Source organism: Bacillus sp. URHA0034, assembly GCF_056280405.1.
In genome coordinates this window covers 3,930,420-3,942,633 of sequence record NZ_JBWCDK010000002.1, presented here as the reverse complement: position 1 = coordinate 3,942,633, position 12,214 = coordinate 3,930,420, and the positions used below count along the sequence as shown (strand labels likewise).

Here is a 12,214-nt window from a genome sequence, read left to right as displayed (position 1 = left end):
GTCAGGGATTTTTTTAACATTTATCATCATACAGGAGGCAGAATTGGAGGACCTTGTGGCCCTACGTAAGCATAGTTAGGAGGATTGGATACAGATTCACTTTTTACTGCGTTATTAGATGCAAAAAGAACAAGGAATGAAACTGAAAGTAATAGAACAGCCATTTTTTTCATAATATTCCTCCTGTAATTTTATTGAGATAGCTTACTGCTTTGTGAACCGAACCGTTTTCATTATAATAATCCGCTAGCATTTTATAAAAACGGGTAAGGTAATCAATCTGTTCTTTTGTTTCCTCAAAATAAGGAATGACCTTTGCTTCTAAATATTTAAACGCTTTTTGCGGTGAAACCATGTGAAATAAATAAAATTCAGCTAAGAGACGGTATATTTTATTCCCCAACTCTTTTGCTAATGAATAGACTTCCTGAAAGCATTTTTTTGCTTGATCATAAGACTCGAGGGAGACGTATATTTCGCCAATCGAATACAGAGTGACTAAATAGTGCTGATTAAAATGAGGCTGAAGGGCCAAACTTTTTTCAAAATAGAACAGTGCTTCCTTGTCATTGTTCATTTTAGTTTGTAAAAAACCCATATTGTGGTAAATTTGCGGAAGCATTTTTTCCTCTTTTAGCAGTTCAGCATTTCGGATTAAATGCTGAAAACACCCTTCGGCTTCTTCGTAAATTTTTGAATGAGTGTAACTGATGCCTAAGAGCATTAACGTATGCAGAATGCGTAAGAAGTTATGCTGATTCATAAAAATCTGCAGAGCCATCTTCCCGAAATGGATGGCATGGCCTGACTGTTCGAGAGAACTTTTTACGAGTGCTCGATGATAAAGGAATTCGCCGCTCGTTGTATCATGATCATTTTCTATGTACAATGTATCAAGAATCTCATCGGCGTTTTTAAATTGTCCTTTTAAAATTAAGAATATCGCATTATAGTACCGAAATAAATAGCTTTCATGTTGGGAAAAATTTTTCTTTTGTTTAAATAATAAGTCCCGTTGTGTTCCTGCTTCCTCAATGAATCCTTTAAATAGGAGGTAGCGGTATTTCGTTAGCTCCCAAATATAAATATGTTTAGAGAATGGGATGAGATGCTCCCTATCTTTTAATTTCTGGTAGATTTCATCCACTTCTTCTTTAAGGTAAAAATTTATTTTATTACATAATTCTCTCAGAAAAAGGTGAATTCCCTCTTCCTTTTCTTCCATTTCTTCAAGGCTGATGCTGAGCCGTTCAAGTAAAAGGGCAATCGTTTCCTCATTCGCCTCTTTTGAATTGTTTTCGATTTTACTTAAATGTGGAACAGAGCATATCCCTTTTGCAAGCTCCGTTTGGGTGATGCCTCGTTGGGTTCGATAGTATTTAATCAGGGCTCCGAATTCCATATTATCACCAGCTTGCCTTTCTTTTAATTCCATTTTACTATATTAAAAAATTCCCTAACAGCCATTTTTATATTATTTTAAAGAGATTGAATTTTTTTAAAATTTAAACAGCCACCCGAAAGGCGATCCGGATGGCCGTATACATCGTTACTTCACTCTAGCGAAGCCAAAACCTGATGCGTTATCATCACCTGTCGCGGAGCTAATCCCCCCTTTTATATCATACAATTTAGCTCTATTTTGCAATTCTGCGCGAATCTGAAAATTAGACCATGTCGGATTAGCAGCCCAAATCTTTGCCGCAAGGCCGGAAATATGAGGTGTAGCCATAGATGTCCCACTAATAGTGTTATATCCTCCATCTTTCCAGGTTGATTCGATCGCTCTGCCAGGTGCAGACACCTCAACATCCCGTTCTTGAATAACATAGTCACCATCTGTTGCTGAATTACCTCTAGAAGAGAAATCCGCGATCCGATACGTCCCATTTTCCTGGAGATTTTCCAATGCAGCTACGGCCACGACATTCGGTAATCCCCCCGGGTAACCAATCGTATTATCCGCAGAACCATCATTCCCGGCCGCTGCCACAATCAGAACACCTTTCCCATAGGCATAGTATACAGCGTCAGAGATTAACGAATCCTTAGTGCTTGATCCTAATGACATTGAAATAATAACCTTTTTCCCTGCTGCTTGATCGGCTACCTTCCGAATCGCAGCAGCAATGTCATCGGAATAGCCGCTGCCGCGGTCATTTAATACTTTATAGGACCATAGTTTTGCCTCAGGCGCTACCCCATAAATTCCCTTTCCCGTGCCGCCATTCGCTAAAACTGTACCCGAAACATGTGTACCGTGTCCATTTCCGTCCGAACAACTGTTATCTACCCACGACACCTTTATTTGAGAAAAGTCCTGACATTGCGCCACGTTGCTGGATAAGTCTGGGTGGTTACGATTCACCCCAGTATCAAGCACTGCTACAACTATACCGCTTCCCCCAGAAGTACTTGTAATGGCTGAATCATTATAGATGGCCTGTATTCCCCATGGAGTTCTGTCACTAGGGGCCCCCGCTAAAGTTCCGCCTGGTTTTGCTGCTGCCTCATTAATAACAGCTAATTGAACCTCAGGTACTTTTTTAATGGTTAAATTTTTATTATGGAGTAGTGCTTGGTACTGCTGTGAATTGACCGTCGTGGTAAATCCTTTTGCTGCAAATTCCCAGCGGACCCCGTAACTTGCCTTGGCCTTCGCCTTTTGAGCAGCTGGACCTTGAATTAGGACACGATAGGTTTCATTAGACGTAACCTGCTGACCGAATGCCCCCGTAGCAAACATGGAGACCCCCATTACCACACACATTATGATTGCACCTATGGTTCTCTTTTTTTTCATCCAAACTCCCCTTTCCTAAAGGTTAAAATAGGACTGCGTTCCATTATATTCGGACCAGTCAAGCGATATTAGGAAAAAAAGTTGGGAAAATTTTTAAAAAATTAGCTCTGTTTAACGATATTGTTGTCTTTTTATACTCTGTTGATTGGAGCGGAAGGCGCTCGACTCCTGCGGGAGTACGGGGCAGTGGAGACCCCACTGGCGCTATGCGCCGAGGAGGCTCCACTGCACGCCCGCGGAAAGCGAGCGCCTGGAGCGGAAATCAACAGCCAAGTTTAACAGAGCTAAAAATTTAAAAATGTTATAAAAAAAACCAGCCTATTGATAGACTGGTAATCTAGAAATATTTCTTTTTCCAAAAAACAAACGCTGTTAAACTAGTTAAAAAAGCCGAAATGATAAGTGGTATAGCATACGAATGGGTAGCGTGCTGGAAAGGGATATCGACATTCATCCCATAAAAGCTCGCGACCATCGTTGGGAAAGATAAGATAATCGTGATCGACGTTAAAAATTTCATCACAATGTTCAAGTTATTAGAAATAATTGAGGCAAAAGCATTCATCATTCCGGATAAAATAGATCGGTATGTTTCCGCCATTTCTATCGCCTGTGTTTTTTCAATAATCACGTCTTCTAATAAATCCTTGTCTTCTTCATACATTTTTAAATAATTGAACCGCAAGATTTTATCGAGGACAACCTTATTTGATTTTAAAGAAGTGGTAAAGTAAACTAAACTTTTCTCTAAGGCAAGAAAGGCATAAAGCTCTTTATTTTTTAAGGATTGATGTATTTCACGTTCAATTTCATTTGTTTTCTTATTAATTTGCTTAAGATAACGAAGGTAATAAGACGAAATCACAAACAGGATTTGCAGGGCAAAGCGTGTTTTTTTAAAGGTGAAGAACTCTTTCACACGATTTTTTCGGAATTCCTCTATAATCGGTGAATCCTTTAATGAAACCGTAATAATATTATCTTCTGTTAAAATAATGCCAATCGGAATGGTTTCATACACAGCCAGACCTGTTTCATCGTGGATAATATACGGAAAGTCGACGATAATGTAGACTCGGCCGTCATCACGTTCAATCCTCGGACGCTCTTCATCATCCAGCGCATCTTTAATAATATCGACATCCACTTGGGCATCATTTGAAACCTTATTAATTTCTTCTGCTGTTGGGGCATACATATTCACCCAGCAGCCTTTTGAGACTGTGTCAACCTGTTCGAGAACCCTTGTATCGGTGCTTTTAAAAATTTCTAACATGTCAAAACCTCCTCTGATACTTTAGTCGAGGAAGCCAACAACCTTTTGAAGAGTTGATATTCTGATATTCAATTTAATCAATTCTAAGATTATATTGACTTCCTCCCGCCTACTTGGGTCCGGGTCTACGGAATAACTCAAAAATATCAACTCCCTTAACTTTATTATCCTATCCTATCATAAACCGAAATGCCACAAAGTACAAAGGAGTTTTTTCAGGAATTATTTTTCTTCAGGAAAATAAGGGTTTAGATGGATTAATACTTCATGAATATTATCATTCTGGTCCATGAGTGCCCCTTTAATCGATTTGGCTAAGTCATGCCCCTGTTTAATCGTTTTAAAATGATCAATCGCAATACGGACATCCACTAATACATAATGGCCATGCTCTCTTGCTCTTACTCGGTCGATTCTTCTTACCTCTGGAAAATTCTTAATCACAGCTATGTATTCCTGTAAGGTTTCCGTGTCGATGTTACGTTCTAATAAAATATCAAACGCCTCGGTTAACATTTCTTTCGCAATTTTAAAAATTAAATAAGCCACAAAAATACTGGCAGCCTTATCACCGTATAGTAATAAGTGAATATCCATCCGACTTCCGATGATGGACAGAAGGACCCCGATTGCCGCTGCTATAGAGGCAACAATATCCGCCTTATGGTCAAAAGCGATTGCTTCAATTGCTTTACTATGATTCTCATTAGCCACTTTTAGTGAACTTCGATATAAGATGATCTTGGTTATAAATGAAAAAAGGGCCACCCACATTGCTAACAGACTTGGTGATTCGACCTTATGAAAGAAACCACTGATTCCTTCGTAAGCCACGTAAATGGCAACTATCAGAAGAAGAATCCCGATGATTTCCGAGACAATAACCTCAGCTTTTCCATGCCCATACGGATGTTCCTTATCTGCCGGTTTATTGGCAATCTTAATCACAAGCAAAACAATCACTGATGCAAAGACGTCTGCCGCCGAGTGAATCCCATCTGCGAAGACGGCATCACTATCTCCGTACCAGCCAATGACAATCTTCCCTATTGTCAGGATGACATTACTGATCACACTTATCCAAGCTACTTTTTTAGCCAGAGTTTCTCTCATTACCATAATGAAACCACCTTTAACTTGTAAAAACATCAGCTAAACCATTTTTGGGCCAATCACCTATATCTTGCTTCAGTATAAGCAGATTGCCTCAAAAATCATACCAAACAGAACCTGAATGGGTCCAGAGAAAAACTCTTGCCTGACTCAAGCAATGTTGGAGTAGGGCAAAATAAGACACCCTACTCCTCATGATCCTTATTTTCTTTCTTTTGCATCTCCACTTCCTCCACAACAGAAATCCAGTTAATTTGATCATGGAGATAATGGAAGGCCTCATCTAGTTCTTCACGTGATGGAAATTCATTTTTTTGTTTCATCTTGGTTCCCCTTTCAAAAATTTTTAGGAGTAATAAATGTAAATTAAGAAAAAATACGGTTGTACCATTAATCAAATAAAGGGAGGTTACAAAGGTGGAACATAAAAAAGCAAACCCTAAAAAAGAACTTGCGGGAAGTTTTTATCATCCTAGCTACTACAAAGAAAGTGACGACCTATCCTCTGGTATTGCTACTTCTCATGAGCAAGTAAGCGACGCCTATACCGAGGGAGAAATCGGTGCCGTCATTGAAGATGTGAATGGAAAGGATATTCCGATCCCTAGAAAAGGTTTTGAATAGGTAAGTGAAGTAGGAAAACAGCTCTCAAGAGAAAGCTGTTTTCTTTTTTAGTCATCATTTATCATCATCAACATATGGATCATGTTCAAAAGCCGGCAGATCCCCAAAGCTTGTCATGATTCCTTCTTCGTCCAGGGCGTCCTCGTATTTTTCATGCTGTGCATTTGGATAAACGGTTATATTCTGTCCATACATATCGTTGCCAACAAAGTTTTCGTAGTCCTCTACATAGCCAATACTCTCTTCAGATTCATTATAAGTGTCATTATAATGGTCTTTAGGAAAAGCTAAATCAGATGGTGTATCAGAGGTTCCCCACTCGGCTACAGCCTGCCAGGAATCCTCTGCATCAAAAGCTACATTCTCATCCGATTCGTCCATATCAAACTTACCAAATGGAGGCATTAGGACTCCTTCTTCAATCGGTCGGTCATGTGAAGTCACTTGATCGGGACTATGCTCGATACAATACGTAGTATTTGGCAGAGCCTCCAGCCGTTCTGTTGGTATCTCCTTTCCACATACCTCACACTTTCCGTATGTTCCCTGTTCCATTGCCTCTAAGGCATGATTGATGTTTCCTAATTGTAGTTTATAGTGCTCTAGCAGGGCGTTATCTTTTTCACGCTCATATAATTCGGTCGCATCATCAGCAGGATGGTTATCGTAACTGGAAAGCTCCCCCATTGACTCGTGATCGTGTCCGCGCTCAAAGCCAAAATGGTCATTTTGGTCTAAACGTTCCTCCACTTCACTTTTTTCCTTTAACAATTGTAGCCTTAACTCCGCTAATTGCTGTGTTGATAACATGTGAAGACCCCTTTCACTAAACGCAATTTCTTCATCTATTTACCCATCAACGTTTTTATTTAATCGTTCCTTTATATTCTCATTTTTTTTATGGCTGTTTATGTAATGAAAATTTAATTCCAGTAAATTTCCCATTTGTTTTTCCAAGAATCAATCGAATAAGTTTCAGGTGGTCGTGTATCTTAAGAATGATAACGTAAAATGAAGCGAAAAGAGGAGATTTACTGTGGTAAATGAAAACTTTGATCAATTTAGGAAGGTTGAACTCAAACATCAGGGAAAGTATTTAGGAAGTGACAAAAATCAACAACCGGGTCTTAATGATCGTGAATATAATAATCAATCCAATACAGATAAATCACCGGGTGCAACAGGTCGTGATCTATAAATAGCATAGCTTCCGAGAAGGAAAATAAAAGGCTGGGGAGATGATTCTTTAGCCTTTTGTAACAGCGGCTATGATCGATGCAAAGGAGAATACAATGAGTAAATCCAAATCAGGTGCAAAAGAAAAAAACAATATGAAATGGTGGCAGCTGTCACTATTTGGAGTGGGCTGTACGATTGGAACAGGCTTCTTCCTTGGCTCTGGGCTTGCCATAAAAATGGCAGGGCCCGCTATTTTACTTGCGTTTTTGATGGCTGCGCTTGGTACTTATTTCGTCTATGATGCCTTGTCTAAAATGACCGCAAAAGAGCCCTTAAAAGGTGGTTTCAGGTCTTATGCCAAGAAGGCTTACGGGCGGTGGGCCGGGTTTAGCAGCGGCTGGGTCTATTGGTCGTCAGAAGTGCTGATTATGGGGAGTCAATTGACCGCACTGTCAATCTTTTCACGCTTCTGGTTTCCAAACATTCCATTATGGATATTTACCGCTATCTATGCGGTTTTGGGATTAACGATTATTTTAATTGGAGTGAAGGTATTAAACAGGCTTGAAAATATTTTGGCCGTTTTAAAAATTTCAGCGATTACCATGTTTATCGTGATTGCTTTGTTAGCTCTTTTTGGGGTCCTTGAGGGAGATCGTCCGATCCAGTTTCCGAATAGCAGCAACGAAATAATGCCTCACGGAACGATCGGTTTATGGTCTGCTGTTATTTTTGCCTTTTATGCGTTTGGCGGTATCGAAATCTTAGGTTTAATGGCAACGAAACTTAGGGATCCAAGTGAAGCACCGAAGGCAGGGAAAGTCATGCTGTTTACTCTGATGATTATTTATGTATTATCGATTGGCTTGGCGGTTATCATTTGTTCCTGGAATCAATTCAACACAAAGGAAAGTACCTTTGTCGTTGCCTTAAATGCATACCATATGCCTTTTATCCCTCATTTCTTTAATGCCACGCTGATTATCGCCGGTTTTTCTACTATGACAGCCTCTTTATATGGTGTCACAAGCGTATTGGAAACCTTGGGCGAAGAAGAAGATGCTCCGGCTTGTTTTGCTAAAAAAGGAAAACTAAAGGTGCCATTATGGACTTTGATCATTACCATGCTTGGAATAACAGCATCGATTGTCTCGGCCCTGGTACTTCCAGATAAAATTTATGAGTGGGTTACAACGGCGGCAGGATTAATGCTCCTTTATAATTGGCTTTTTATTCTTGCATCTTCTCGAAAAATTTTAGAGTTAAAGCGCAAGGAAAAAATTATGTATACAATAGGTGCTCTTTTTATATTAGTTGCGGTTAGCGGAACATTATTTCATGATACGAGCAGACCAGGCTTCTTTATTAGTTTAGCCTTTATCGGGGTGATTGGGATCATCACCCTCATCCTGAGTTTTAAATGGAAAAAGGAAAAGCAGAAGGAAAAAGGCAAGAGCAGTGTACTCAAACCATGGCCGACGGCATAAGAAAAGTGTAAGCGCCCGTTCTAGCGACGTATGGACTGGAGCTGGACAATTTTTAAAGTAAAATCTTATCTTTTAAAATCAAAAAAGTCAGCTATTCCAGAGCTGACTTTTTTCATTATCCAAACATATTATGAAACGCTTGCATACCAAAATAAATGCCAAACCCAACCAAGGAAAGTCCTGATAGACAAGATATACCCACCAGTAAGTGGGAGGTTAAGAACTTGCGAGCGCTGCTTGCTACCCCTGCCATCATGATATCCCAGGTTAAAAGACCGATAAAAATGGCACTGCTATAAAGAATTAATTGGCTGGTATCATAGGTGGCCGCTGTTTTAGCAAGGACCGATCCATAAATCCCCAACCAGAAGAGGATTGTTAAGGGATTGGAAATAGACATTAAGAAACCTGAAAAAAAGGATTTATAAAGCGGCTCTTGACCTCTGGCATTCTGCAAATTGATTTTTCCGGCATTCATAAATGTTTCAATTCCTGTATACATTAGCACAAAGCAGCCAAAGAACCACAGGAAGGTTTGCATAAAAGCGGTTTCTAGGAATTGAACCACTCCTACATAAACTACAAGCATATAGATCCCATCTGCTAAAACGGCTCCAACCCCAATCAGCCACGAGTGCATAAAGCCATTTCTAATTCCACGATCAATTTGGGCCGCATTAATAGGCCCAATTGGAGCGGCCAGCGATAATCCCAAAAGTATATAACTTAAAAATACATTCATTAATACCTCTCCCCCCAAAGCAATGGATAGATGCCTGTCTATCCATGTTTATTCAGGAGGGGAGGGTTGTACAACTAAAAAAAGAAAAAAAGAGCTTCCCCCAATAAAGCTGGGAACCTCTGTGTAAAATTCACTGATTCGTTTCTGAAACCTTTCTAAAGTCGAAACTAAATCCTCCCTCTTCCCCAGTCTGATTCAAAAGGTGATGCCTAGGCTTTGGTAAAGAATAGGAATCAATTTCCACAATATATTTAGGCCTATGCTTGGTCTCCTTATAAATTTTCCCGACATATTCACCAATTAAGCCGATTGCAATCAACTGAAGACCGCCGATTAACCAAATGGAGGTGATTAAGGAAGTCCATCCGGTTTGCGTGGTACCAAAAAATTTAAGGGCCAAAAAATACCCTCCGAAAAGCAAACTCATGAAAAACGAAACAAATCCTGTTATTAAGACAAAACGAATCGGCGAAATGGAAAAGGACGTAATGCCATCAAAGGCAAAGCCGATCATTTTCTTTAAAGGATATTTTGTTTCCCCCGCCTGTCGCTCTAAACGGTCATAATAAACCACATCGGAACGAAAGCCTAACAGCGGAACAATCCCTCTTAAAAATAAATTAACCTCATTGAACCGTTCGAGTTCCTGCACGGCACGTTTGCTTAACAGCCGGAAATCGGCATGATTATAGACAAGGTCGACTCCCATTTTTTTCATTAGTTTATAAAACCCCTGTGCGCTGCTTCGTTTAAATAGGGTATCCGTCTCACGCCCCTTGCGGACACCATAAACAATTTCAAAGCCCTGATGGAACTTGACGATAAACTCACGAATCACGCGGATATCATCCTGGAGGTCAGCATCAATCGAAATAACACAATCAGAGTGCTCCTTTGCCGTAAATAACCCTGACAGCAGGGCATTTTGATGGCCCACATTTCGTGATAACTTTAGGCCGCGGACAAAATCGTTCCGCAGCCCTTCCTTATAAATTAGCTCCCATGTGCGATCCTTACTGCCGTCATCAACGAATAAGATTTTACTTTGCTTTGAGACGAGTTCATCAGCGATTAACTCTTTTAACTGTCCCTCGAGCTGCCTTATCGTTTCTGGCAGAACTTCTTGTTCGTTATAGCATGGTACAACAATTGTAAGGACTGGTTCTATCATTTATACTACCCCCGCTGTTTACATTGTTTTGTATAAATAAATCTTCCAAGCTGAATTTTTTGAAGTGAAGACCTTTTCAAGGAAAAGCTTGTTCTGCTTGGCATTGTCGATTGGAATCGCAGAGAAGATATAACGGCCGCCCATTTGTTTGAAGACTTCCGTGTTCAGCTGAAGATTTTTTAAGTGCCGTTTTGAATCCTTTTTAATCATATATCTTTTCCCAAGCTGTGCTGTAAAAAGATAGCAGCGGCCGCCCCACTTGTCATAGTATTTTTGAATCGTTTTATTTTTATCTAATTCCTTCGCGATGATTTTCCTAAATTGATGTTTATAACTTAATGGATAAAAATTATTATAGGTATCAATCGTGTAAAAACCATTAAATTGAGAAACAGCCGGATGGATGCCGATACTGGCGACGCGGTATTCCTCCGGGGTCTCGCCGATATAATCCTTTATCTCGGAAAATAAATCTTCTGCAAAAAACTCCTTAACGGTTGGCTTTTCCCGGTAAATAATTTCATCGTTCAATAATCCTAAAAAAACTATTTGGGAAATGACCAGCAATTTAGCTATTTTCACCCCTTCCAACCCGTGTCCGGCAATAATTTTTAAGGCAAGGGCAAAGCTTGCATAAATCACCATCGGTCTTAAAAAGTGGTAGCGGGCAAAATTAAAGGTATCCATAAAGTGAAAGGTTTTTGTTAAAGGCAGCCAGCCCTCATAAAACCAAAAGGCATACCATAGTGACAGAACGATATTCAATCCAAATAAAAAGACATAAAGCTTTTCCTGCTCCCAAAGTTTTTTGGTAACCACGATGTACATCGCCAGAAAGGTCGCTGGCAGAATAACAAGCGTATGTACGGTCATTACATGGGTGTGCCCTAGCAAGTAGTTTTTCACAAAAAGCCTAACAGCTCCCCAAAATGGAAGATGGGCATGGAAGTATTCATCCCGGCTATTGGGTTCAGAGGAGAACATAAACGAATAAATCAACCGATACTCCACCAGCATAAAAATCCCAGTCATATAACTAATCGCAAATAAAAAGCGCAGGTTCCATCCCTTTCCACGCAAACAATCCCATAGCCAGAAAATGCCCATCGCGCTTAGAAAAAAGAAAAAGCCTAAGACAATGCTTGCATACAAAGGAATTAAGGTAAGCACAAGATAGTCCTTCCATGTATCCTGGTGCTTACGGATATTGAGAAATGCCCAAAGGGCTAACGGCATCCCTAATGTGCTTAGCATCCCTGACGGCCAAAAAGGAGTTAAGGCAAAAGCAAGGGCACTGCCAACTTTTATAACAAGCCATTTATTACTTGGCATTAGATGATCTCGAAGCAATAAATACATACCAAAGAATGCAACAACCCTTGTTAGTGCTTGGCTAATCCCATAGGCAATCATGGTTGGGAAAAGCGCATATAACCAGACAATCACACTATATTCGGTACCAAAAGCATTTCTCGATAATTGTCCATTGATAATTTGCGGAATCACTGCATTCACACTGCCAAACATTTCTCCACTTCTTGCTAATACCTTATACCAGGCTAAATTTGAGTCCAGATTATCATGAACCCGGATATGGGCATTTTCCTGCAAAATGAATAGCGGAGAGAGGTAGACCGCAATCACAATTAAAGCGAAAAGGATTAAGCTGCGCTCCTTTTTCGTTTCAATAACCACTCTTCTACACCCCTATATTCTAGAGTTCTTCCATTTTAAAATTTACTGATGGGTTGAAAATTATTCCAAAAAAACAAAAAATCCCCCATTTTTTAGGGGTGATCCATGTGTCTTAAGTGGCAAG

13 protein-coding genes are annotated in these 12,214 nt (G+C 39.9%); 3 read left to right on the top strand and 10 right to left on the bottom strand.

Translation table 11 applies throughout. The features are described from left to right. Positions 1–26 precede the first annotated feature (26 nt). From ACZ9EE_RS20985 to ACZ9EE_RS20960, 6 genes are all read right to left on the bottom strand, one after another. Positions 27–173 (bottom strand): hypothetical protein, encoded by a 147-nt coding sequence (locus ACZ9EE_RS20985; protein WP_476030200.1) that lies wholly within the window; start codon positions 171–173, stop codon positions 27–29. Continuing rightward, positions 170–1,435: a helix-turn-helix domain-containing protein gene (locus ACZ9EE_RS20980; protein ID WP_476030198.1), complete on the bottom strand. Its 1,266-nt coding sequence runs from the start codon at positions 1,433–1,435 to the stop codon at positions 170–172. The genes ACZ9EE_RS20985 and ACZ9EE_RS20980 overlap by 4 nt, the downstream gene beginning before the upstream one ends. A gap of 114 nt (positions 1,436–1,549) precedes the next feature. Further along, positions 1,550–2,803, bottom strand: a complete 1,254-nt coding sequence (locus ACZ9EE_RS20975) for a S8 family peptidase (protein WP_476030196.1) — start codon at positions 2,801–2,803, stop codon at positions 1,550–1,552. 337 nt (positions 2,804–3,140) lie between these two features. Then, positions 3,141–4,079, bottom strand: a complete 939-nt coding sequence (locus tag ACZ9EE_RS20970; protein ID WP_476030194.1) for a magnesium transporter CorA family protein — start codon at positions 4,077–4,079, stop codon at positions 3,141–3,143. Positions 4,080–4,301: 222 nt separating this feature from the next. Beyond that, positions 4,302–5,198: a cation diffusion facilitator family transporter gene (locus tag ACZ9EE_RS20965; RefSeq protein ID WP_476030192.1), complete on the bottom strand. Its 897-nt coding sequence runs from the start codon at positions 5,196–5,198 to the stop codon at positions 4,302–4,304. A gap of 179 nt (positions 5,199–5,377) precedes the next feature. Further along, positions 5,378–5,515, bottom strand: coding sequence for a hypothetical protein (locus ACZ9EE_RS20960; RefSeq protein WP_476030190.1), 138 nt, complete (start codon positions 5,513–5,515; stop codon positions 5,378–5,380). A 94-nt stretch (positions 5,516–5,609) separates the two neighbouring features. On the opposite strand from ACZ9EE_RS20960, the gene ACZ9EE_RS20955 reads away from it, so the two are divergent. Further along, positions 5,610–5,816: a DUF4025 domain-containing protein gene (locus ACZ9EE_RS20955; protein WP_476030188.1), complete on the top strand. Its 207-nt coding sequence runs from the start codon at positions 5,610–5,612 to the stop codon at positions 5,814–5,816. 54 nt (positions 5,817–5,870) lie between these two features. On the opposite strand, the gene ACZ9EE_RS20950 is transcribed toward ACZ9EE_RS20955, so the two are convergent. Further along, positions 5,871–6,626, bottom strand: a complete 756-nt coding sequence (locus tag ACZ9EE_RS20950) for a yteA family sporulation protein (protein ID WP_476030186.1) — start codon at positions 6,624–6,626, stop codon at positions 5,871–5,873. Positions 6,627–6,852: 226 nt separating this feature from the next. On the opposite strand from ACZ9EE_RS20950, the gene ACZ9EE_RS20945 reads away from it, so the two are divergent. Together ACZ9EE_RS20945 and ACZ9EE_RS20940 are read left to right on the top strand one after the other, a co-directional pair. Continuing rightward, complete coding sequence (locus tag ACZ9EE_RS20945; RefSeq protein ID WP_235740971.1) at positions 6,853–7,014, top strand: hypothetical protein; 162 nt, start codon at positions 6,853–6,855, stop codon at positions 7,012–7,014. Between the two features lie 94 nt (positions 7,015–7,108). Further along, entirely contained in the window at positions 7,109–8,482 is a 1,374-nt protein-coding gene (locus tag ACZ9EE_RS20940) for an amino acid permease (protein ID WP_476030183.1), read from the top strand. Positions 8,483–8,597: 115 nt separating this feature from the next. Here ACZ9EE_RS20940 and ACZ9EE_RS20935 read toward each other — a convergent pair whose 3' ends face one another. The 3 genes from ACZ9EE_RS20935 to ACZ9EE_RS20925 form a co-directional block, all read right to left on the bottom strand. After that, positions 8,598–9,224 (bottom strand): LysE family transporter, encoded by a 627-nt coding sequence (locus ACZ9EE_RS20935; RefSeq protein ID WP_476030181.1) that lies wholly within the window; start codon positions 9,222–9,224, stop codon positions 8,598–8,600. A gap of 130 nt (positions 9,225–9,354) precedes the next feature. Beyond that, positions 9,355–10,395 carry a glycosyltransferase family 2 protein gene (locus ACZ9EE_RS20930; protein WP_476030179.1) on the bottom strand — a complete coding sequence of 347 codons (1,041 nt, stop codon included), beginning with the start codon at positions 10,393–10,395 and terminating at the stop codon, positions 9,355–9,357. An 18-nt stretch (positions 10,396–10,413) separates the two neighbouring features. After that, the gene (locus ACZ9EE_RS20925) at positions 10,414–12,090 is read right to left on the bottom strand and encodes a DUF6044 family protein (protein ID WP_476030177.1); all 1,677 of its coding nucleotides are present in this window, start codon (positions 12,088–12,090) and stop codon (positions 10,414–10,416) included. Positions 12,091–12,214: the final 124 nt, after the last annotated feature.